This is a genomic window from Pseudomonas sp. YA1 (genome assembly GCF_058680555.1).
The window spans coordinates 1-19887 of sequence record NZ_JBZWBG010000018.1 but is presented as its reverse complement, the minus strand read 5'-3'; the positions used below and the strand labels follow the sequence as shown (position 1 = coordinate 19887).

The window sequence follows — 19887 nt, the reverse complement described above, 5'->3', positions numbered from 1 at the left end:
CCGCTCGTGGAAAAAGAAGAAAAACTTTTTGGATCAGAGGGTTGACATGCCCGCGCGCATCCGTAAAATGGCGCGCCTCTGAGACGCGAATCCAGCAACACCGGAAGCGTCCAGGGTTGGAAGAAAGACGTTCCGCGATAGCTCAGTCGGTAGAGCAAATGACTGTTAATCATTGGGTCCCTGGTTCGAGTCCAGGTCGCGGAGCCAACTTCCAATCGGGGTATAGCGCAGTCCGGTAGCGCGCCTGCTTTGGGAGCAGGATGTCGGGAGTTCGAATCTCTCTACCCCGACCACCTCATACTTGGGTCGTTAGCTCAGTCGGTAGAGCAGTTGGCTTTTAACCAATTGGTCGTAGGTTCGAATCCTACACGACCCACCACTTTGAAAAGCGGGTGTGATGATAGCGGGTGAAGAAGCCAAGCGCATATTAGCCGCACGCAGCCGTCTGCCGCGAACATTAGGCCCCCTCTGGCATGATGTCAATATGAGATAACCCACCGTAATTGGTGGGTTTCTTCGTTTTTGGGCCCCTGATTCCTTCTGACAGACGTGCCAAAACGCCCCCGGTGTAATCAGCGATTAAAGGGGGTAGATGAGCGGGCACACCGCTGTACACGTCTCCGCCAGCATGTTGACGCCTGGAAACCGGATGCTCTCGGCCATTCCCGTCTTTCTACCGGGCGGGCGATCGAGTTACAACGGGCTTACCGCTCGTCGGAAAGCTGCCTGCATTTCATCGTGCTAGGTAATCCCGCTTTGGCTGGCACTCCCCCCACCGGGGTGAGCGCCCCTGTTCCGGCCTCGCCGCGGTCATTACCGCTGAGGCAGAGCGTGCCATGTACTGCGCTATCAAGCCCATCACGACCGTCTGCTCGAAGCGCTCTGGCGGTGGCGAAGCCCTGCTCTCGACACCAAGACACGGCATCTCGCTGATGACAGGAGGGGGAAGAGACAAGCGCGTCACTGGTTGAGCCGACTCCGGCGCACGAGCACGGGCGGCAGGCCGTGCAGCCCGCGTTGCCGATGGTTGCTTGGCGCGTGAAGAGGGTGGCTGTGCAGCCGATGGCTGCTCGGAGCGAGAAGGCGGAACCGGCGCGGCAGCCTGTGGCGAGCGGCTGTAGTCGATTTTGTGCCGGTGTCTCAACGCATCGTGCGCTTGTCGCCTTTCGTCGAGCACGGCCTGCATCTGATCCAGGTCCACTTCGATGTAGCTCATCGTCGTTTGAATGTTCGAGTGGTTCAGCAGGCTCTTGGCGACATGGATGTTTCGCTTGGGCTGCTTCATCAGGTCACTCGCCAGCGTATGCCTGAAGCGATGCGGTGTCATGCGCACGCCGACTTTCTCCGTCAGCTTCCGGTACATGGCTTCGACCTGATCGCTGTTCATTTCCTGGCGCGAGTAATGGGGCGAGAAGCGATTGACGTTGAACAATTGATCCGTGCTCTTGATTCCCGCAGTCTCGGCTTCATTCAGGAGTCGATGTATGTGGGGAGCCATGCCGTCAGTGATGGGGATGGAGAATTCCCGGTGGGTCTTTTCCGTCTCGCCGCGCACCACGATGATTCGGTTGTCCCACTGCACGTCGCATTTGCGAATGCACAGCAGGGCATTGAGGCGGATGCCGGTATCGTAGAACGTCTCGAAGACGCATCGCCAGAACCAGGCCGGGGTGATCTGGGCGCGCTCGCCCGTACAGTGCTCGGAGCTCTCCTGTACTTTTAGCCAGGCCCGTGCGTTCTGTATGGCATCGAGCGCCACGGTTTTACTGGGTCGCTTCGGTGGAATCACGCCGGTTTTATTGAAAGGATTCACCTGGGTGTGCGTCAACAGTTCGGACTCGATGGCATGTCCCCAGATGGTGCGCAGGTGGCTCGAATAGGTGTTCCAGCTCCGCTTGGACAATCCCTGCTCCAGGACTTCGCGGCGCCATTCCAGTATGTTGCGGTGGGTTATCTCCTGTACGGAGACGGCTGGGCCGAAGTGGCGGATCAGGGCGCGAGCAGCTGACCGGTAGGTCTTCTGGCTGGCCTCGCGTAAGTCATGCGCGAGGAGGTACTCCTCGGTGAGCTGAAGCGGGGTCATTGTGCACCCCCTTCAGCATCGTTGATGACGGTAAGGCTTGGGTTGTCCAGGGGCTGCTCAGGGAACAGCAAGGTCGGATCCTGGAGCAGATAGGCCTTGAGTTCTTTCGTCTTGCGCGGACCTGATACCTTGATGGTCCAGATGTTCAGGTTCTTACTGGTCTTCCGGTGTAGACCCTGTTTCTCGAACGCGCGCTGCACCAGCTTCCAACCGGTCGTTTCCTTGGCCTGAGCCAGCTTTTCGAGCTCTGGGTGCTCCTGGACATAACGCTTGAAGATTCCTGGCGTGACCAGCATGGCGGTCCCGTCGACGGTATGCACCAAGGCTTTGGTGTCGTTGATGAACAGGCGGCGGGCCACGATGCCAGCTTTCATCCAGCCAACGAATCCCTGTCCCAGATCAGTGCTTCTGCTAGGCATAAATATGTCTTCAACTGTTTCGGGAGCGCAATCTGCTGGCTCCGCGGTTCCTAATGGCTGCTGTAGGTTCTCCTCCCCGCGAGTGTTCGTAGGAGAAGCAGCCGGCGAGTCGTGGCTAGTGTCTAGCTCTTCTGGTGGCGAATTGATATTACCAAGAAGTGCATACAAATCGTCTGTTTCTTCCTGATCATCAGTTGAGGGTTTCGCAATCGCCCGCATCTCATTTGGCGGATTCGCAACGCTCGGCGCAGGTTGGCGGAGCGTCATCTTGGCTTCTGGTACCTGTAGCTGTTCAACCGGTTCGTTGGGGATTTCGCAGGTTGTTTCCGACTTTTCCGTGGAGGTGTTTCCATCTGCAACGACGAGTGATCCGCTGTAGGGGGCGGGACGCTCGGCAGGGTCTGTCCAGATCAGGGCTGGAGCAATCTTGAGCAGCGTGAACTTGTTTCTCCATCCAGCACCGTTGTCTACCGTGGCCGTCCAAATGGCCTTGTCCTCGGCATTTGTCAGGATGACGGCTTGGTCCTGGAGCATGTTGAGGAACGGCGCGTTGGAGGAGGGCACCCCCTCGATACCCTGGGCTAGCAGGTAGGCTCTCAGTTGATCGGCTGCAGGCTTGCTTACCAGCCAGAGTGCGTCCTGGGTCAGCCATCCATCGGACGGACCGCCAGGTTGATTCAGCTTGAACTTGTCCTTCACCAGGAAGCGAAGGCCGTCTGCCAACTGCCGCTGCAGCGACTGCTTCGGTGCGGCCAGTGCTCGATCAGGATTCCCCCCGAGCTCCTGCGCCACAGACGCCTGGTCTGCCTTCACTATGATCTCGCCGAGGATCCCGGCGTGCTCGTACTGCCCAGCGAACAGGTAGATCAATTGAGCCCACAACTCTGGAAAGCGACTGAGCCAATCGAGTGCAGTGCGCGGTAGCAGTTGGTGGATGAGGAGTGCTGAGGCAGCGCTGTGGAGCTGGTACTCGCGGGGCTTCACGTACTTGAAGCGGTATGGCTGGTTGATCGGTCCGTTCCAAGGGTGCCAGGTGCTGCCGTCCTGTAGCTCAACCTGCAGGTCGACGACGATCTTGCCTATGTCGTGAGCCAGGGCGCCATACGCCGCGGCGGCCGACCAGGCTTCAGCCTGGGCTGACTGTGACTCCGGCGCTGCGCCGATCGGGAGCAGGTAGGTCTGCCGTACCTTGAGTGCGTAGGCCACGATCTCCAGGCCGTGATCGATCATCCCGCCTGGATGGGCATGGTGATGGTTTTCCGAAGCAGGGAGCTGCTGGACCAGCTCGGCATAGTTGGCCAGTGGCCGCCGATAGATCTCCTCGAATTGCTGCTTGGATAGCGAGGCACGTTGCCAGATGTTCTCCAGCAGCTGCCGGCGGCGAGGCGTGCCGAGTAGTTCCATACTGCTCAGAGGAGGGAGGAATCCCCCTGGGGCAGCTTTGGTAGGTGGGGTGGGGGACGGCTTCCTGGAGATCCAGGAAAGGAGTTGAAACATGGGAAGCTCCATGACGATTCATGGAGCGGGCTTTTCCGCCAGATCGGGGCTGGCAACAACGATAAAACAACGGTAGCGGGGAAGGGTATTTTGTTGGCAATATGCCATCTTGGTCTTGTGCTTTGCCTGGGAGGAACTGGGCCAGGCTCAACCATGGGGCACCTGCTGGTGGATGTTCACCCGTAGCCTTTTCGTGTTCGCCGGCGCGAACGCAGCCCTTTCTGCCTTCCGGCAGGCCCTTTCGGGTAGGGCTTTTACCCTTGTGAACCATTCCCTTCGCCCTTCAAGCCCATTTCCCCTTTGGGCCATTTGCTCCTGCTACAGCTGCTCATCGTTGGGGTAGGTGCTGATCCAGATCCATGGAGTCGTGAAGCACGCGAACCACCTCGAGCACCTGGTCTGTCGCCACCCGGTAGAAGACGAAGTGCCTGGGCCGAACAACCTTACCGACATTGGGCATCGAGCGGCAGTAAACGAGGTGGATGCTGCGCAGCCCAGCTCCCAGTTCTTCACGGCTGATGCTGCCGACCTGCTGTGGGTCTGTCGCAACCGCTTCCAGCGCTGCGCCGATGAGCGCCTGGTAACGTCGGCGCGCGGCATCGCCGAAGCGGTTGTGGGTGAAGCGCAGGATATCGACGATGTCCGCTTGGGCATCATGGGAGATGCGGTACTTGGCCATGCTTCAGTGGCTCGCCTGGTTGCCGAGCTCGTCGAGGTATTGGGCCAGGTCGTCGCTGGTGATCTCGTCGTACTCGCCGCGTTCCAGTTGCATCAGCCCACTGGATGTTGCGTTGCGGAGGGCTTCGAGCTTGGCGCTATTCTGGGCTTCTTGTTGCAGCAGCAGGCGCAAGCCTGCCCGGATGACTTCGCTGCGATTCTGATAGCGGCCGGTCTCCACCAGCTCGTTGATATCCTGCTCCAGCGGATCGGGAAGGACGACGTTTCGAGTTGCCATGAGGTGCTCCAGTCGGCAGATAGCTAGTGGCATAATATGCCATAAGGCTTGCCAGATCATCTTTTTTGGCGTATAGGTGATAGCAGGATGCCTCCCTTTGGGAGCCAGGAGATTGATGATGAACGCACACGCCAACAAAGGTTTTGCCTCCCGGATCGGTTTTGGTCTGGGTACGCTTGTGCGTTTCTGCCTGCATGATCGTCGGCCTGCAGTGCGCTGGGTCAAGCGAACCTGCCTGGTCGTGGTGCTGTTCGTTATCTTTGCTCAGAACTTTACCTGGCTGGCCAGCGCTTTCATGACTTTGATGTCGTTTGGACTGATCGGATTTGCTTTAGTAAAAGGGGATGTGAAGTTAATGTCAGCTAATCGTGATGAAGATAAGGCAAGCTTATTTGATCACGATAATGGCTACCGTGATGGTCTATCTGGCTATGGTCATTATATTAATGGTATGCGTGTCGATGAGTGAGGTTTGGCCTGGTCGAACCAGGCCAAGTTCAGCATTAGTTACCTTTCTGGATGCCGCTAGATACTGTTTTTATACCTGTCTCAGCAAGGTCTCCTGCCCTTGCTCCCGCTTTGCCAACAGCGTCTGTTCCAGCTTGAAGTCCACTTAAGACAGAGCCTACGCTTATCCCTGCCCAGCCTATAGCAGTTATCCACAGCATGGGCAATATAACGAACATTGCCCCCATCACGAAGTTCAATATTGCATCTTGAGTCGCCGTATTCAGCCCCATGACTGGGTCAAATGAAAGGTGCGGTGATCCTGAGCCATAGAAGGCATCAAGTATCGTGCTGTCGATATATCTGGCTAACTGAAACCAGAAGTCGACGAACATCATCGCGAAGAACACCACTGTCATGGTCATCGCCACCTGCAACTGGTATGAGCCGATAATCAGGATCATCGGCATGCAGATGACCATGGCCATCTTCAGGAACGACATCACCATAGGCAGCGCCTGGCGCACCATATCCATCGCCGGGAAGTAGGCCAGACTGCCCATTGCCACACCGAGGGTACCTCCGGCGCGAGCCAGTCCATTCCAGGCGGTACCGCCGACCTGTCCGCCGTAATCGGTGTAGACGTTGCCCTTGACCTGGCTGGAGGGTGAAATCACCTGGCGAATGACTGCCTCGGTTACCTCGTCCTGGTTCAGCCATTTCGCCCATTTGAGGAAGCTGGTCATCAGGTCCGGATCCACCTGGTCCTTGATCCGATCACGCAAACCGATCCCTGAGTCAGCCCACCATTGCTTGCAGGTGGGGTAGCCGCCACCACCGCCCACCTGGGGCAGGCCAGCATCGCGGGTGGCGTTGTAGGGCCACGACTGACGGGGACTCTTCGAGTAGTCGGTGTCGTAGTAGCCCGGAGTGTTGAGCAGGTAACGCGAGCCGATCCAGTTCAGGTCCTGCAGCGCCTTGTTGTCCTCGGCGACGGAGCCCAGATCGGGTTGCCGCATGAACAGCCGTGCGCGGGAGGGGCCGTAGCAGTCCCTGGAAAAGTCAGCGACTTCCTGAGCCAGTAGCGGGTTGTTGATCCGGGTGTTGTCCACCTCCATGCGCATCTGCCGCAAGTCTGCCCCGCAGGGGATGGAGGCAACGGCGGCAGCGGTGAAGCCTTTGGACAAGGCATGCATCATTGCCCACCAGATCGGCATATGCGCGCTTTTTCCGGCTAGGCTGCTGAAGGAGGTCGACCAGCCCGTGTCCGCCGGTGCTGGCAGGTTGTACTGGCACTGCTGGGCGCGGGTTTGGTCGAACTGGAGGGTGTCGAAGCTGACGGGGATGAAGGGGATCCCGGCAAACGCCACGACAACGTAGCCCATGTACATCTGGGTTTCGATCCGAGCCAGGGCCAGTACGCCTTTGTTGCCTTCATCGGCGCCTTCACCGCGTACCTTCAGCCACTCGCGAATGACGATAGTGATGAAGGGAATCGCAAAGATGCCGGTATCGGAGATGATGTTCCAGATCCCGTTATTGATAATCCAGCCCAGGAGCGTGAGGTAATACTCCAGGTAGTCATTGGTCATGAAGGTCATGCCGAGGCTCCCGTGTGAAGGTAGGCTTTGCTGAATTCGAGCAAGACGAACAGGAGAACGACCAGCAGCTCGATGCGCAGGATGCGCGGGCGCTGTGCCGCAGGGAATGCTCTCTTCTGTTTCACTTTCAGCCAGCCGAACGCAAGCAGGCCGTACAGACAGAGCCTCCAGGCCAGTAGCGAGTCGTAGTGCTGGTCGCGCCAGGCCTCAAGAGCCTGAATACCGCCGAAGTAGTGCACGGCAACCACGCTGAGAAAAAGGCCGGCCAGCGATAGGAGGAGTAGCATCAGCAGGCCAAGCAGTGTGATGCTCAGCAGCTTGCGCGCAGTGAAAGCTGAGTTTGGCTTGTTCATCAGAGGCGCCCCTCGGATTTACGGTCGGTTTTGGCGGGTTCCTGCAGGCGATCGAGGCGATCGGCATCGGGCGCCGACTCGAACACGCCACTGGACCCTGCGGCGCGCTGTTGCCCGCGCTCGATGACCCGCATGGGCGAATTGCTTGCCAACTCGCGACGGAGTTCCAGTTCGGTCTTGAGATTGGAGATCTCCTGCTGCAGGAGGCTGGTCTGCTGATCGACGGCTTGGGTGGCCAGGCCGTTGGCGGCGACGTTGGGCTCCTTGGCGCCGGCGAACATCAGGCGCTGCAGTAGCAGTGCCTTGCTGAGCACGTCCATCAGGGAGACATCGGACGCCAGGCGGCGCGCCAGGACGTCCTGGTCACGCTCGTCGCGCAGCGCCTCGATGACGCCGCGGGTGATCGGCAAGGCATCGGTGCCGGCCGCAGCCAGGTTCTCTGCGGTTAGTGGTTTCCTCTTCGACAGCAGTTCCTGCAGCGACTGGAGCTTCTTGTCGTAGGTCTCCTGGATCAACGGGGTAAGGCCGACACCTGCCGCCGTCACCGTCTTCTGGCAGCCTTCGCAGGTCTGTTGCTGTTGCTCCCCCAGTACCCGGGTGGCGAATGCGGCGGCTTCCTGGGGGGAGGACCAGGTGTTGCAGACCAGGCCGTTGTTGCAAGTGGCGGAAGGCACTCTCGACGAGTCATTCACCGAGCGGCTGGTCAACAGGTTGTAGCCCGCCCGGGTCACGTCGTTGACGATGCGAATGGGCTTCTGGCCGGAGCCGCCGGCCTTGTCTCCACCGACCCAGGTTACGCCATCGTTACCGCCCTTCTTCTCCACTGCTTCGAGGGCGGATACGGCGTCTTTCCCGCCAGAGGCCAGCGTGGCGCCCAGGGCCTGACCTTCGGCGATTTTCCCCCAGCCGGTCTGCTCGCCAGCGATGTCGGCCATCTTCTCGGCGATCGCTCTGCAAGTCCCTTTCGAACGGTCGTAGTCGATCCGCGCCTGCAGGATGCCATTGGTGATCAGGTTGTAGAGCTGAGGGTTCGCGCGCTGGATGATCAACGCCGGCAGCGACATGACCGCGCCGGTCGCGTTCTGGATGACTGAGCCCATGATGTTCTGGAAACCCTGTGTGGCACCGTTGAGCTGGTTCTCCAGGGTGGTGCTCAGGTTCATGTTTCCGCACATCATGTCGTTGTTCCAGCCGAAGCCGACGCCGATCGAGTCCATCTGGCCGGCGCTGCCCATGCTCACCGCACTGCCGCCGCCAATGCTGTAGAGGACCTCGTCGCTGAGCACCGTGCCGGTCTTGGACACGTTGATCGGGTCGTCGGCCTGGGCAAGTTGCGCTGCGAGCAGCCACATCAGCGCGACCGAGGTGATGTTCATTCGCATGATTCGTCTCCGTGTCCTTATTGGAAGTCGGTACTGCCGAGGAAGATCTGCCCCTTGCGCTGGCAGCAGGAGTAGGGACGCCAGAGCGCCCAGGCGTAATCGCCGTCGACGGCTTGCGTCTTCGGCCCTGAGTTGGGAAACACCGCGCAGTTGAGGCTCAGGGATGGGGTCAGCTCCTGCCATTTCCCGGTCGAGGCATCGCCCTCTTTCAGCTCGCCCGCCGGCCAGTAGCCGTCCTTCGGGGCTGCGCGCATGGGGAGGTAGACGTGGAGCTGGCCGATTCGCGTGGTGATGTCGCCGGCGCGCTGGGCGATGACGGCCGCCGTCTTGTAGTCGTCGGTCTGGTGCAGGAATCCGCTGCGCGGATAGAGGTTCCCCCACATGTCGCCGGAGAAGATTCCACCCACCTCGCGCAGCCCTGGGATCAACGCTTCGGGGTACACCTGCTCGGGAATTCCATGCCGCCAGCCAATGGCGTCCAGTGTGCTGAGGAAGTAGGGCACCAGCGGAAAGGTGGCGCCAGGACAAACGTACCCAGAGGCGCTGGCGAACCGGCTGAACGTGGCCCCGCCAGGATGGCCGATCACATCCGCTTCCTTGAAGCGGCCGATGCTGTTCTCGGCCTTGTAGTTGGTGGTCGCGTCATTGCCGGCCTGGGCGAGTGGATTCGGTGCGCCCAGCGCCGACACCTCGGTCCAGGGGTTGCCCCCGGTATTCGCGTAGCTGGAGACGACTGCGTCAGGCACGTAGTGGCGGACCTTGACCGACGTCTTCACTTTGCAGCCATGCGGGCCGCAGAGCAGCCAGTAACAGATCCCGACGACCTTGTATTCGAGGCACTGAGGGGAAAGGGTGGAGGAGACGATGGCAGCGCTGTTGATCGCGGCCGAGGCCGTGAACGAGAGGCTGAAGGTGGCGGCCGCCGCTGCCAGGCCGCGGAGGTTGAGGCTGGTCATCAGCGCGACCTCCTGGCCTTGGCGATCAGCTCAAGCGCGCGCGAAACATCCGGTTCGCCGTAGACCACGTACTGCCTATCGACTACTACGGCAGGGATCTTCTCGACACCGAGACTCCACGCATCGGCGACGTCTTGTTGTGCCTTGACCAGCTCTGCCTGCAGGCGGCGCCCATCGGGGCTTTGTAGCAATCGCTTAAACGCCGCTTGAGCATGCTGTGGATCCTGGGGCAAGGCGGCAGTCAGTTGCTCTTCGAGGTGTTCCTGGGCGTCCAGAAACAGAACACGCGACGATCCGGTGGCAGAGACCGGATGAGCCTTGTCGGTGATGACCCAGGTTTCGGCCTGGCTCGCGCCGCTCAGCAGTACCAGTAGTACGCCAACGGCCAGCGTTTGTGGCCGCCGGCCAGGGGGGGAGTGATGAAGAGGCATGGGTCTGTACCGGTTCTAGAAAGGTACAGACAGCAGACAGGATCACTTCCGATAGGGCAGCAGGAAATCATCAACTCGTAGGTGGTGTATTTTTTCGAGCCGTGATCGAGCGCTGCCACGTACATAAGTAGGGGTGACGCCTGCATGTCCTGGGTAGCATAATTCCTGTATGTAGCTGGCTAATTGATATTAGGGAGTAGTCGAAGTCATGGAGCGCTTGCTCGAGAGCATTTACATCAATGCTCGGCCGGCAATGGAGTTGAGGCTTAGCCTCACCAGCTCCGGCCGCAAGAGAATGGTAAAGATTGTGGATGGGGAGGAGGTCGAGGTTCTGCCAGGTGAAGTGCAGTGCATCCTGGAGGCCCAAAAGAGGGATGTTGGAATCCTCGCCGATTTCTTAGCCAAGAGTCTCTTGGCGCGACGCTAGAGATCCTTGGCTAGCCAGTCTATCGCCGACAGCAACGTGGTCTCGTCGGCCATGCCTTCAAGCTTCACGCTTCGTCCCGTCTGGTTGTCCCGGATGACGAGGGTCGGGGTCGCTGTAATGCCCTTCGACCGTGCAATGTCGATGTCCAACTTGATATCTGAGTCAATAAGTTCGTTGTCTTTCGCACATTTCTCCAGTCGAGCCTGGTCCAGTTCAGGAAAGTCCAATGTGCCGCCAGGCAGCCCGCCCCCGTTGCCGGCCGACTGAGCGAAGATCGCATCGATAGCGCTCCAGAAGGCTTTGGCGCCGCCTTGGATCCCCGCGCACTCCACCAGGCGAGCCTGGTGGCGGGCCGCCTCGCCATGCATCTGCAGGGGAAGATGGCGCCAAACCAGGTTCACGTCCGGATGGCTGTCTACCCAGCGCTTAAGCCGCGGGGTGTAGACCTTGCAGAAGGGGCACTCCAGGTCGGCGTATTCATTGATCGTCCAGCGCGCTTTCGCATCGCCGTAGAGGCTGTGGTTGGCTGGCAGGCCCTTCACCAGAAGCTCTACCCCTACGGCGGATGCAGCCAGCAAGACCAGCAGCAGCCCCGCCCAGGGCAGGGCGGGACCTTGAAATCGCTTCGCTGCCCAGCCGCCCTTCAACAGTCTCACGCTTGCCTCCGCTGTAGGATTTCCGCACGGTCCACGGCCTCGATGAGCGCCTGTTGGGCCGTATCAGGCTGTGGATGCTGTTGCAGCCATTCATCCAGGAGCTGCTTTATCTGCGGGACTATGTCCCGGCGATCGACCGCCCTCAGTTGAATCTGCTGCAGCTCCTCGATCAGTACAGGAGCGCATATCCTGAGCGTCTGCAGGGCATCTTCTTCGGGGTTCTGCAGGATCTGGGTCAGGTTATCGATCAGGTTCTGGGTCAGCGAATTCAGAGCTCTCATTCGTCCTGGCACTCCACTGCCGGTTGGTCTGGGAAAATAATGGGGAAGGGTGGCAGGCCGCGCGCCTGGTCGAGATCCGCTGCGACCTGCAAGGCCGCCTCGAGCTCGTCGCAGCCGGTGGCTTGCATGATGCTGTAGCGCTGGTTCTTTTCTTCGTTTTCGGTCATGGCCAGGGCCAGGTAGAGACTCGGGGGAACCACACGAAAGAGGTACTCCTTGCCCTTGGCCAGGAGCACGCCCTCGGTGAACTTGCCGCTTTCCTTGCGGGCCGAGAGCATCATCGACTTCTGCGCCGGCGACAGCTCGCGGAACCTGGAGATCTTCTCTACCTCGTCGGGGGGCATGTTCAGGCATAACCACCACTCGATCATGTTCAGCATCGGTGCCCCGGAGGCTGGGATGTCGTCGATGTTCTGGGTGGCGAGCCAGAACCAGGCGCCCAGTTTCCGCCACATCTTGGTGATCTTCATGGCGTAGGGCAGCAGCAGCGGGTGCTTGGTGATGATGTGCCCCTCATCGGTGATCTTGACGATGGGCCGGCCCTTGAACTGGTCGCGTTCGGCGATGTTGTTCACGGTGTTCAGCAGCGAGATGTAGGCGATCCCGAGCTGGGCGGCGTAGCCTTCGCGCGCGTAAGTCGCGAAATCCACCACGGTGAGGTCGGCTTCAGGCCAGGGCGTGCCTTCGCGATTGAACATCTCGCCGTCGGCACCCATGCAGAACATCTGCATGGCTTCCGCCATTTCGGCCAGGCGCGCGCGCCGTTCTGGCGCGGTGCCATCGCTCCTGGAGGCCTCGTAGAGCGCATCGCGCACGTCCTGGGTGAGTACCGTGCGGTTCGCGGCGGCGCAGGTCCTGGCCGCCGCCAGGATCGCCTGGCGGACGGCGCTGCGATCGGCACGGGTCAGGCGCGCGTCTTCCTTCTCTTCGCCGCCGGTAATCATCAGGCGGGCGACGATCTCCATCTCGCCGAGGATGTCTCGCTGGTCGTCCTCGAGGTCGGCCTTGCTGCCCTGGACCGAGTCCGAGGCCTCGATGTCTTCGGCGTCCAGGACCTTCACTTGGTCGGGGCTCTCGACCAGCTTGATGGCGTCCGCGAACGGTGCCAGGCTGACGCCGGAGCCCGGGGCGAGGCGGACCCGGTGGACCGAGAGGCCAAACCGCTTGGCGAAGTCGGCCAGCAGGCCGAAGCTGTTGCCCGCTTCCGCGACGAACATCCGCGGCAGGTACATGGCGAGCATCTGGCAGATGAGGTTGGTCAGGGACGCCGACTTGCCGGAGCCAGTTGGCCCGAAGATGAAGCCGTGGGCATTCATCTGCCGGTCCAGCTTGTTGAACGGGTCGAAGGTCAAGGGTGCGCCGCCACGGTTGAACAGCGTTAAGCCAGGGTGTCCGGTACCGGTGGTACGCCCCCAGATGGGGGACAGGTTGGCGATGTGCTGCGCGAACATCATCTGGGTGTACCACTCCAGGGCCCGCTTTTCGTTCGGATCGAAGTTCGAGGGCAACCAGCGCAGGTAGCTGTTCAGCGGTCCGACTTCGTTCTGCGGTTCGACCGGCACCAAGCCGGCGCCGAGCAGTACGTTGCTCAGGGTGATGCAGCGTTCCTCCAACTGGGTGTGGTCGCGGCCGCGCACGAACAGAGCGATCGCTCCGCGATAGAGCTTGTGCTCCCGGCCGATCAGGCGTCGAACGGTGGCCACGTCCTCGCGGGTGTGGATCGAGGCCTGGGTGTCACCAACGGCCTTTTTCGAGAGCTGTTGCAGATGCCCTTCCAGCATGTCCTGCGGCGTCACGACCATGGTGATGCACAGCAGCGTGTCCTCGGGCATTCGATCGAACAGGGCGTTGAGGCCATCGCCTTTGAGCGTCTCGCCGGTGACGTGGCCTGTCAGCGGCGCTTTGTTCAACTGGTCGACCACAATCACTCGGTGCGGCATGGCATCGAAGAGCCACACGCCCTGGGTGGCATCGGAAACAGGCTGCCTATAGAACAGGTTCTGGGAGAAGTCAGTGCCGTCGGCCAGCGGCAACTCGTCCTGCAGGATCGGTTCGTCCGGCCGGCATACCAGTTCGTAGAAGCGACGTAGATCCGCATCGGTCTTGCCGAGGTGATCCGGATGCGGGTTGAACCAGCGGATCAACCAGTTCCTGATCTCCTGTCCGCCCATGCGCGAAGCGACGATGCCGGCGTTCGCCAGGCCGCCTTGGATACGCTCGCAGATGGATTTCAGATATGCCGCCGGGTCCTGTCCGCGAATCTGCGCATCCGCCTTGCGGATCCGGCGGTAGACCACCATCCGCACGCGCCGCTGTTGTCCTCGCCAGGGCAGTTTGCTGACGGCGGTGTCGACGAACAGTCCGCCCGGCTTCGAAATGCCCTCCAGGTGATGCTTCATGAGCGCCAGGTACATCTCGCTGAAGGCCGATCCTCGCGCTCGAGGATGGACGTACTGCCTCAACTGCTCCTGGAAATTGTCCCAGCTGATCTCGTCCTGGGCGTAGAACTGGACGATCCAGGGCGAGGTTTCGTGCTCGTCGAAGGAGTTCTGCAGGGCTTCTTTCAATGCGTCCCGGGCGTTCTGCATCCAATTGGGATCGCGGCCCTCGGTGCCCAAGGGCACCAGCTCGAAGAACGCGGCGCGCGAACGCCCATCTTCCAGGAGCATCACCTGCTCGTCGGGCAGGTACTCAGCCCAGGGCAGCAGGTCGACGAACGATGGGTCGTGATCGTAGAGGCGTGACGCTTCAGCCTGCGTGGCGCCATTCTTGCTCCCGGTGTTGGGCAGAGGAATACCCATGGCGGCCAGTCGCGCCAGATAGCGTTCAGTCGCTTCTTCCGCAGCCGCTACGTCCAGCGCTCCTGAATCTTCGGGAGCGTCTGCCGGTACCGACTGAGGCTGTGTGCGACCGCGCAGAAGGGTTTGAAAAAGGCCCATCAGTAGTCCTCCGTGCGCTCGCCCGGCATGGCGTACTGGACTCGCTGGTAGAAGGGGAACACGGTGGTATAGCCCGGTACCGGGGCGGGATCGCTGCCGGCCAGGTGCGGGAACACATACATGACCAGGTCGGGATTGGGCAGTCGTTTGAACTGGCTGTGGATCTCGTTGCTGGCCGTGCGGGTGTAGTCGGCCTGGTCGTTCGCGGAGGCAACCTGCTGCGGATCGATCGGGCGCCGCAGCGTTTGCCTGGCATCGAGGAGTAGCCGGCCACGGCTGTTGCCTAACGAGCTGGTTGCACCTTGTTCCCAGACGTCGAGCATGTTGGCCTCGCCGTGGGGCAGCATCTCCTCCTTGCTGGTGGAGCACGCTGAGAGGGTCAGCGCGCAGGCCAGGCCGGCGCAGAAGTGAAGAAGGGGGTTAGTCCAGGTCTGCTGTTGCATGAGCGGCTCCAGAGCTGTAATCGACCTTTCGGCCCTTGAGTTCGTAGTCGATCGCCAGTTGCTGATCGAGATGCACGGCGACGCGCGCGCCCGGTTGCACGTAGACGGCGGCGAAGGCCTCGCCGTACAGCTTGTTCATCCACTGACGGATGTCGCTGACGCCGCCGGAGAGGATGCTGTTGAGGGCCGAGTTGCTGTTGGTTCCGGTCGTCCCGAAGCTGGTGCCGTTGCCGCTGAAGACGGTACTAGTGTTGTTCTCGTCGGCGTCCAGGAGCTTGGCGATGCCGGCCCCGGCAGCCGTGAGTAGGCTCTGATTGCCCAGGTACTCCTTGGCATTGGATCGGCGATCACCGGCGATGCATGGGATGCCGTAGGGGTCGCTGATCCAGCCGAGGCCGCCCTGGATGGTTTTCTGGTCGGCGCTGGCGGTCTGGTTGTTGTTGCTCTGGTTGTCATTCACCTCCTCGGCCGGCGCCGGGAAGGTGCGCACGGTCCCGTCGTTGAACACGAACGTGAGGCTGCGGATCTGCCCACGCACGCAGGAGAGTGTCCAGTCGCCCGAGGCGGTCCCGCTGGCTACCGCGCCGGCGACGCCCGGCAGCTCGATGCCGTTGGCGGTGAGGTTGTCCGGGCCGATGAGGATTTTGAACGGGTAAGGATCATTGACCGTCCCGTCGACCGGCACACGACCGATCAGCGCAGACATGGCCACCGAGCCCATGAGCGTCGAGTTCTGCGGCAGCGTGTAGGTCTTGCGGACGAGCTTGCGGTTTTCCAGGTCGGATCGCTGTTGGCCGACGGGGTGCAGCCCGTCATCGATCCGCTCCAGCGCGTTCTGGCCGCGATCGACGGCGTTGCCGAAGGAGGTCGGGAAGCTGAATCCGCTCGGTTGGGTGGTGGAGCCGGCGGCCAGCGGCTGGCCATTGGCATCGACCGCGCGGGCGTCCTGGGGCTCGATCCAGACGATGTCCGATGACGACGAGCCCGCTCCCTGAAAGTGCTGGCCATCCTCTGGTCGCACGCCGAATCCTACGGGCAGGTCGGTGTCGCCGGTCTCGGGAATGTGGGTTAAGTTCTCGAGCCGTTTCTGTACCTGGTCCAGGATCGTCTGGCTACGGTTCTCCTGCTGTTGCTGCAGCTCCTGGGCGGTGTTGTTGAGCTTCTGCTCGATGTTCTGATCGATGTTGCGCAGGCGGCCCTGCAGGTTCTCATTGGCGGCTTTGAGCGAGTCATTCTCCTGGATCACCTTGCTGATCTGGTCCTTGAGCTGCCGGCTTTCTGCCACGATGGTGCGTAGTGTGTCGGCGGGCGTGTCGCCGTCGATGCCCAGGGTTGCCGCTTCTTCCGACGTTACCGTCGGAGTTGCGGCGCCTTGTGACTGCGCGCTTTCCTTCTTGCCCATCATGCTCACGCCGATCAGGATGGCGCCGATCACGACGGGGATGACCAGCAATTTCAGGAGGGGATTACCGGTCAGCGCCACGACGGCCTCCTTTGGGATCGATCTGGCTGATGGAGGAGGGCAGGAGCGCGTCGGCAAGGCCGCGGCCGCGCGTCACCAGATACACGGTAGTAGTGTCGGAAGCGTCGCCCCGGGCCCCCAAGTACGGGTGCTGGAAGGTCGCGGCGACGAAATTGCCCATCAGGTCCCTGGGATCCAGGGCCAGGTGCTGGGCGTTGGCGTTCTGCAGCTTCACCGCCGTGACGTAGTAGTCGTCCAGCCGCCAGGCGCCCAAGGCGGTAGCCGTGATGGGTAGGCTGGGGAGCAGGGTGGTCAGGTCGAGCTGTCGCTTGACGCGCACCTGACCGACGCCATCCACCGGTTCCACCGTGCGAAGCGGGGCATAGAGCATCTGCGCCGCATAGCGCGTCAGAACCACGGGGACGGGCGTTTCGCGCGGCACGGCCTTCGGTGCTTCTGCCTGCTCGGTCTGTTTCGCTGCTGCCGATGGCTGGGCTTCCCGGGGCTGGCCATAGTGCGGAGCCACGGGCTCGCCGGCGACGATCCTGACCGGCTCGCGCGGCTGTTGGTCGGCCGCTGCCTCGGTGGCGGCGATATCGATGAGCATCTGCTCGCCATTGGTCGCGTCCTGCAGGCGCAGGCGCGCTGGAGGAATCGGCTCGTTGGCGAGCAGGTAGAGCGCGCCGCCGGTACTCTGGACGCGCAACTTGCCCTGCAGGCCCCGAGGAACGCCGACTCGCACGTTCCTGTCGACGAATACAATGCGTTCCTGGCCGACCGTCAACGGAATGGCCAGCGGAATGCGCTCCCAGCGCAGAATCTCCACCGCTTGTGCCAGTGCGGGAAGGGCAAGCATCAGCAAGAGCGTGGCTGTCGACTTCCGGATCATAGACCTCCCTCCCGCTTGATGGGGGCGACCGGCTCCTCGAGTTCGATACGTTGAGGCGTATCGGAGTAGCAGTCCCACTGCAGGCCGAAGGGATTGGTCTCCGGGTCGACGTCGGCGCGGATGACGTGCAACGGGTAGCGGGCCAGCGCCCGCTTGATCTTCTCGCCGGCGTAATACTCCGTGCTGTCCATGTCCAGGTTGACGGTCCAGTCATTGATCGAGTGCTGGATGACTCGTCCATCGCTCTCGCCAATGCCCCGGCCGGGGATTTCCGAGGTGGTGCGCTCGCGCCCCCTGAGTTCGCCGGCGTTACGACGAAACTCGAAGTCCTTCTCCAGGAAGACTTTGCAGGAAGGCGTCAGGTAGGCGGCGTAGCGGAACAGGTTGCCCTTGTAGTCCACCTCGCCGTCCTTGGGCCAACGCTGTACCTGCTGGAAGATGTAGAGGCCAAACGCATAGACGCTTTCCGGCGGAATGTCCCACCACAACCGGGTACTCCCTGAGCGCAGGTCAGGTGGAATATGGACCCAGAGGTCCTTGCGGGCTTCCCAGACGCAGTAGGCCAGCACCACGATGACCATGCACAAGAAGCCGGTGATGAATCGGAAGGTGTTGATGTGAGCCTGCTGTTGCGCGGTGTGTTTTCTGAAACTCATGGGGACTCCGTGCGTCGACTGGTCCAGGCGCCGGAGCGCGTCACCAGGCGACGGTTGCCGAAGACGGGAAAGCGCAGCGTGAGAGCCAACTCCACCTGGCGGTAGAACCAGGTGTCGGGCCGCCCACGCTTCATCCGCCGCAGGACGCGGCTACCGATACCCAGGCCGAGGGCGCCGACCAGCAGCGCGCCCAGTGGAATGCAGGCCGCGTTACCTGCGACCAAGGCAGCCGGGATGCCAAGAACGAACCCGGCTGCTCCGCTGGTGAAGACCGTGATCCACATTTCGTCCGCAGTCAGACCGCCGATGACCACCGGTTGCCGGTTCAAACGGGTCGGCAGGAAGCTGAGGGTCCCATCCTGAAACAGATGTTCTTCGGGCATGGGAAGGCCCTTACATGATGGTGGTGGCTTTGGTGACGAGATAAATGATCAAGATCAGCAGGCCGATGCCTACGGCCACGCCCGCTCCGAGATCCGACCACTTCTTTTTCCCATCATGGATGGCGTGATAGGTGCCGTAGGTATGCCAGGAGACTCCCAGAAAGACAGCCACGCAGATGAGTAGCGCGAGGAGCATCGCTCCGTCATAGCCGAAGTTCTGGATGGTTTGCATGATTCCCGACCCTTCCCCACGGCTAGGGGCCTCGGGTTTGGGGAGTGCAGCCAAGGCGACACCTGGGAGTGCCAAAGAGATGGCTGCCAGGCGCCGGCAGAGGGTGGACAGTTTCTGGAGGGTGAATTTCAGCATGAGTGTCTCCGTATGGGTCAGCTGAGGAGGAAGAAAGAGGTGATGCTGAGGAGGACCACGATCCGTATCGCGGAAACGCCGGCAGTGGCGCTGTCGAGGTTGTTGGTGGCCCAGCCGCGCCAGGTGCTGTACATCGCCCAGGCGGACCACAGCAGAAGGAAGGTCATCGCTGCTCCAATGAACAGCCCCTCGCCGGCCGATGGGGGAAAGCCAGCGGCGGCCTGGAACGCTGATGTTTGGGCTCCACTCATGCTCACGGCATCGGCCCTCCGCGCAGGGTGTAATCCCCAGATAGGTCGGAAGGGTCACGCGGTTGGGCGCGGCTGGGCGTCATGTAGTCCTGCAGGCCTTGGCGGATGCGCTGCAGATCAGCGGCCAGGCGCGAGTAGTCGAAGTAGAAGCGCTGTCCGGGCTCATCGGCACCCTGGGCACTGCGGTGGGCGGTGTCCTCGAGGGCGTTGAGCTGCCGGATCATCACCTCCAGGTTCGCCTGCTCGGAGGCGCTCGCTGCGAAAGCTCCCTGTGCGACCAGCGCACTGCAGGCCAAGACGGCCAGGCAGCTTCGGCGAAGGGATTGATGTGGAGTGTTCACGGCGAATCTCTTGCAGATCAGGGTGCGATCAGCTTGCCGATCGCCCTGATTCCATTCCGCAAGAAATACTCGGCGCGGGGCCGGGGTATTTTTTATGAGGTTGCGCGCTTGAAAAACAGCAGGTAGCTGACGGGCAGAGCGATGCCCCAGGCCCAGCCCTGGGCGTTCTGATTGCCGATCTCGGTTACACCCCGCATGAGTGGCTGAACGCTCACCAGCTCCCAGCCTTCCTGGCCCAGACGCACGACCTCGGCCCAGCGCAGAGGGTTGAGCAAGGCGTGGTCGTCGGGTTCCAAGGTGTCTTCTTTGTGTTTGAACATCGCGACGCCCTTGGTGAGGGTTTTATAGGGAATGTCGATGTTCTCGACATGGTATTCGAAGGTCTGCTTCATGACGTGCTCCTGGAGTGGTTCGAGTAGAACCGCACGGTTTCAAGAGCAGGAGGAGGGCCTCAACCGAAAATACTAGGCCTAGCACCAGTGAATTTCTGGTGGTTGGCGGGTTTAGAGACACGTATGGACGTCTGGGTGTATATTTCATATATATTTCGGGTATCCGGATTATCTGGTTGGTATGCGAGAGAGAAAGGTGGCCGACAAACTCAACCCACAACGGATTAGCTGGTTGATGGCTCGCTCAGTACGCTCACTTGCTAGAGAGCAGATACT

Annotated in this window: 23 protein-coding genes and 3 tRNA genes; 5 read left to right on the top strand and 21 right to left on the bottom strand. The window is 61.1% G+C overall.

Features of this window, described 5'->3' with window-relative positions; all coding sequences use genetic code 11:
- The first annotated feature begins 131 nt into the window (after positions 1-131).
- The 3 genes from AC4OR5_RS23580 to AC4OR5_RS23570 all read left to right on the top strand — a co-directional run bounded on the left by AC4OR5_RS23580 (position 132) and on the right by AC4OR5_RS23570 (position 379).
- Positions 132-207: transfer RNA gene (locus AC4OR5_RS23580), tRNA-Asn, on the top strand.
- Between the two features lie 9 nt (positions 208-216).
- Positions 217-293, top strand: a tRNA-Pro gene (locus AC4OR5_RS23575).
- A gap of 10 nt (positions 294-303) precedes the next feature.
- Positions 304-379: transfer RNA gene (locus AC4OR5_RS23570), tRNA-Lys, on the top strand.
- A gap of 354 nt (positions 380-733) precedes the next feature.
- Here the strand turns inward: AC4OR5_RS23570 and AC4OR5_RS23565 are convergent.
- The 4 genes from AC4OR5_RS23565 to AC4OR5_RS23550 all read right to left on the bottom strand — a co-directional run bounded on the left by AC4OR5_RS23565 (position 734) and on the right by AC4OR5_RS23550 (position 4954).
- Positions 734-2083, bottom strand: a complete 1350-nt coding sequence (locus AC4OR5_RS23565; RefSeq protein ID WP_012076887.1) for a site-specific integrase — start codon at positions 2081-2083, stop codon at positions 734-736.
- Positions 2080-3999, bottom strand: coding sequence for a MobH family relaxase (gene mobH / locus AC4OR5_RS23560; RefSeq protein ID WP_023110953.1), 1920 nt, complete (start codon positions 3997-3999; stop codon positions 2080-2082). The genes AC4OR5_RS23565 and mobH overlap by 4 nt, the downstream gene beginning before the upstream one ends.
- A gap of 328 nt (positions 4000-4327) precedes the next feature.
- Entirely contained in the window at positions 4328-4678 is a 351-nt protein-coding gene (locus AC4OR5_RS23555; protein ID WP_003117088.1) for a type II toxin-antitoxin system RelE/ParE family toxin, read from the bottom strand.
- Between the two features lie 3 nt (positions 4679-4681).
- The gene (locus AC4OR5_RS23550) at positions 4682-4954 is read right to left on the bottom strand and encodes a type II toxin-antitoxin system ParD family antitoxin (protein ID WP_003086148.1); all 273 of its coding nucleotides are present in this window, start codon (positions 4952-4954) and stop codon (positions 4682-4684) included.
- Between the two features lie 118 nt (positions 4955-5072).
- On the opposite strand from AC4OR5_RS23550, the gene AC4OR5_RS23545 reads away from it, so the two are divergent.
- Positions 5073-5423: a DUF3742 family protein gene (locus AC4OR5_RS23545; protein ID WP_023110952.1), complete on the top strand. Its 351-nt coding sequence runs from the start codon at positions 5073-5075 to the stop codon at positions 5421-5423.
- A gap of 34 nt (positions 5424-5457) precedes the next feature.
- Here the strand turns inward: AC4OR5_RS23545 and AC4OR5_RS23540 are convergent, their stop codons facing one another.
- From AC4OR5_RS23540 to AC4OR5_RS23520, 5 genes are read right to left on the bottom strand one after another with little or no spacing between them, the layout of a single operon-like run.
- Positions 5458-7002, bottom strand: a complete 1545-nt coding sequence (locus tag AC4OR5_RS23540; RefSeq protein ID WP_023110951.1) for a conjugal transfer protein TraG N-terminal domain-containing protein — start codon at positions 7000-7002, stop codon at positions 5458-5460.
- Positions 6999-7355, bottom strand: coding sequence for a hypothetical protein (locus AC4OR5_RS23535; protein ID WP_023110950.1), 357 nt, complete (start codon positions 7353-7355; stop codon positions 6999-7001). The genes AC4OR5_RS23540 and AC4OR5_RS23535 overlap by 4 nt, the downstream gene beginning before the upstream one ends.
- Positions 7355-8737 (bottom strand): integrating conjugative element protein, encoded by a 1383-nt coding sequence (locus AC4OR5_RS23530; RefSeq protein WP_033987979.1) that lies wholly within the window; start codon positions 8735-8737, stop codon positions 7355-7357. Before AC4OR5_RS23530 ends, AC4OR5_RS23535 begins: the two co-directional genes overlap by 1 nt.
- Positions 8738-8754: 17 nt before the next feature.
- Entirely contained in the window at positions 8755-9693 is a 939-nt protein-coding gene (locus tag AC4OR5_RS23525) for a TIGR03756 family integrating conjugative element protein (RefSeq protein WP_023110947.1), read from the bottom strand.
- Positions 9693-10124, bottom strand: a complete 432-nt coding sequence (locus AC4OR5_RS23520) for a TIGR03757 family integrating conjugative element protein (RefSeq protein WP_015503381.1) — start codon at positions 10122-10124, stop codon at positions 9693-9695. Before AC4OR5_RS23520 ends, AC4OR5_RS23525 begins: the two co-directional genes overlap by 1 nt.
- A 208-nt stretch (positions 10125-10332) precedes the next feature.
- Between AC4OR5_RS23520 and AC4OR5_RS23515 the strand changes: the two genes are divergently transcribed.
- Entirely contained in the window at positions 10333-10551 is a 219-nt protein-coding gene (locus tag AC4OR5_RS23515) for a hypothetical protein (protein WP_004347910.1), read from the top strand.
- Here AC4OR5_RS23515 and AC4OR5_RS23510 read toward each other — a convergent pair.
- The 12 genes from AC4OR5_RS23510 to AC4OR5_RS23455 form a co-directional block, all read right to left on the bottom strand.
- Entirely contained in the window at positions 10548-11207 is a 660-nt protein-coding gene (locus tag AC4OR5_RS23510) for a DsbA family protein (RefSeq protein WP_011666760.1), read from the bottom strand. The genes AC4OR5_RS23515 and AC4OR5_RS23510 overlap by 4 nt on opposite strands.
- Entirely contained in the window at positions 11204-11488 is a 285-nt protein-coding gene (locus AC4OR5_RS23505) for a hypothetical protein (protein ID WP_003086159.1), read from the bottom strand. The genes AC4OR5_RS23510 and AC4OR5_RS23505 overlap by 4 nt, the downstream gene beginning before the upstream one ends.
- Positions 11485-14427 carry a conjugative transfer ATPase gene (locus AC4OR5_RS23500; protein ID WP_020751100.1) on the bottom strand — a complete coding sequence of 981 codons (2943 nt, stop codon included), beginning with the start codon at positions 14425-14427 and terminating at the stop codon, positions 11485-11487. Before AC4OR5_RS23500 ends, AC4OR5_RS23505 begins: the two co-directional genes overlap by 4 nt.
- Positions 14427-14870, bottom strand: coding sequence for a TIGR03751 family conjugal transfer lipoprotein (locus AC4OR5_RS23495; RefSeq protein ID WP_020751099.1), 444 nt, complete (start codon positions 14868-14870; stop codon positions 14427-14429). Before AC4OR5_RS23495 ends, AC4OR5_RS23500 begins: the two co-directional genes overlap by 1 nt.
- The gene (locus AC4OR5_RS23490) at positions 14848-16353 is read right to left on the bottom strand and encodes a TIGR03752 family integrating conjugative element protein (RefSeq protein ID WP_020751098.1); all 1506 of its coding nucleotides are present in this window, start codon (positions 16351-16353) and stop codon (positions 14848-14850) included. The genes AC4OR5_RS23495 and AC4OR5_RS23490 overlap by 23 nt, the downstream gene beginning before the upstream one ends.
- Positions 16337-17221, bottom strand: a complete 885-nt coding sequence (locus AC4OR5_RS23485) for a TIGR03749 family integrating conjugative element protein (RefSeq protein ID WP_003109401.1) — start codon at positions 17219-17221, stop codon at positions 16337-16339. The genes AC4OR5_RS23490 and AC4OR5_RS23485 overlap by 17 nt, the downstream gene beginning before the upstream one ends.
- Positions 17218-17877, bottom strand: coding sequence for a PFL_4703 family integrating conjugative element protein (locus AC4OR5_RS23480; RefSeq protein ID WP_003109400.1), 660 nt, complete (start codon positions 17875-17877; stop codon positions 17218-17220). Before AC4OR5_RS23480 ends, AC4OR5_RS23485 begins: the two co-directional genes overlap by 4 nt.
- The gene (locus AC4OR5_RS23475; protein ID WP_003109399.1) at positions 17874-18260 is read right to left on the bottom strand and encodes a TIGR03750 family conjugal transfer protein; all 387 of its coding nucleotides are present in this window, start codon (positions 18258-18260) and stop codon (positions 17874-17876) included. Before AC4OR5_RS23475 ends, AC4OR5_RS23480 begins: the two co-directional genes overlap by 4 nt.
- A gap of 10 nt (positions 18261-18270) precedes the next feature.
- Complete coding sequence (locus AC4OR5_RS23470; protein ID WP_003109398.1) at positions 18271-18627, bottom strand: TIGR03745 family integrating conjugative element membrane protein; 357 nt, start codon at positions 18625-18627, stop codon at positions 18271-18273.
- A 17-nt stretch (positions 18628-18644) separates the two neighbouring features.
- Positions 18645-18884 (bottom strand): TIGR03758 family integrating conjugative element protein, encoded by a 240-nt coding sequence (locus tag AC4OR5_RS23465; protein ID WP_023443559.1) that lies wholly within the window; start codon positions 18882-18884, stop codon positions 18645-18647.
- On the bottom strand, positions 18881-19219 hold the full coding sequence (locus AC4OR5_RS23460) for an integrative conjugative element protein, RAQPRD family (RefSeq protein WP_020751097.1): 339 nt from the start codon (positions 19217-19219) through the stop codon (positions 18881-18883). The genes AC4OR5_RS23465 and AC4OR5_RS23460 overlap by 4 nt, the downstream gene beginning before the upstream one ends.
- A 92-nt stretch (positions 19220-19311) precedes the next feature.
- Positions 19312-19611 (bottom strand): DUF4177 domain-containing protein, encoded by a 300-nt coding sequence (locus tag AC4OR5_RS23455; RefSeq protein ID WP_003109393.1) that lies wholly within the window; start codon positions 19609-19611, stop codon positions 19312-19314.
- Positions 19612-19887: the final 276 nt, after the last annotated feature.

Excerpts from the sequence above, each read along its gene's own strand:
- AC4OR5_RS23455 (WP_003109393.1), bottom strand. The coding sequence starts at position 19,611 with ATGAAGCAGACCTTCGAATACCATGTCGAGAACATCGACATTCCCTAT.
- AC4OR5_RS23495 (WP_020751099.1), bottom strand. The coding sequence starts at position 14,870 with ATGCAACAGCAGACCTGGACTAACCCCCTTCTTCACTTCTGCGCCGGC.
- AC4OR5_RS23535 (WP_023110950.1), bottom strand. The coding sequence starts at position 7,355 with ATGAACAAGCCAAACTCAGCTTTCACTGCGCGCAAGCTGCTGAGCATC.
- AC4OR5_RS23470 (WP_003109398.1), bottom strand. The coding sequence starts at position 18,627 with ATGCTGAAATTCACCCTCCAGAAACTGTCCACCCTCTGCCGGCGCCTG.
- mobH (WP_023110953.1), bottom strand. The coding sequence starts at position 3,999 with ATGTTTCAACTCCTTTCCTGGATCTCCAGGAAGCCGTCCCCCACCCCA.
- AC4OR5_RS23540 (WP_023110951.1), bottom strand. The coding sequence starts at position 7,002 with ATGACCTTCATGACCAATGACTACCTGGAGTATTACCTCACGCTCCTG.
- AC4OR5_RS23480 (WP_003109400.1), bottom strand. The coding sequence starts at position 17,877 with ATGAGTTTCAGAAAACACACCGCGCAACAGCAGGCTCACATCAACACC.
- AC4OR5_RS23475 (WP_003109399.1), bottom strand. The coding sequence starts at position 18,260 with ATGCCCGAAGAACATCTGTTTCAGGATGGGACCCTCAGCTTCCTGCCG.
- AC4OR5_RS23555 (WP_003117088.1), bottom strand. The coding sequence starts at position 4,678 with ATGGCCAAGTACCGCATCTCCCATGATGCCCAAGCGGACATCGTCGAT.
- AC4OR5_RS23545 (WP_023110952.1), top strand. The coding sequence starts at position 5,073 with ATGAACGCACACGCCAACAAAGGTTTTGCCTCCCGGATCGGTTTTGGT.
- AC4OR5_RS23530 (WP_033987979.1), bottom strand. The coding sequence starts at position 8,737 with ATGCGAATGAACATCACCTCGGTCGCGCTGATGTGGCTGCTCGCAGCG.
- AC4OR5_RS23565 (WP_012076887.1), bottom strand. The coding sequence starts at position 2,083 with ATGACCCCGCTTCAGCTCACCGAGGAGTACCTCCTCGCGCATGACTTA.
- AC4OR5_RS23550 (WP_003086148.1), bottom strand. The coding sequence starts at position 4,954 with ATGGCAACTCGAAACGTCGTCCTTCCCGATCCGCTGGAGCAGGATATC.
- AC4OR5_RS23485 (WP_003109401.1), bottom strand. The coding sequence starts at position 17,221 with ATGATCCGGAAGTCGACAGCCACGCTCTTGCTGATGCTTGCCCTTCCC.
- AC4OR5_RS23505 (WP_003086159.1), bottom strand. The coding sequence starts at position 11,488 with ATGAGAGCTCTGAATTCGCTGACCCAGAACCTGATCGATAACCTGACC.
- AC4OR5_RS23520 (WP_015503381.1), bottom strand. The coding sequence starts at position 10,124 with ATGCCTCTTCATCACTCCCCCCCTGGCCGGCGGCCACAAACGCTGGCC.
- AC4OR5_RS23525 (WP_023110947.1), bottom strand. The coding sequence starts at position 9,693 with ATGACCAGCCTCAACCTCCGCGGCCTGGCAGCGGCGGCCGCCACCTTC.
- AC4OR5_RS23515 (WP_004347910.1), top strand. The coding sequence starts at position 10,333 with ATGGAGCGCTTGCTCGAGAGCATTTACATCAATGCTCGGCCGGCAATG.
- AC4OR5_RS23500 (WP_020751100.1), bottom strand. The coding sequence starts at position 14,427 with ATGGGCCTTTTTCAAACCCTTCTGCGCGGTCGCACACAGCCTCAGTCG.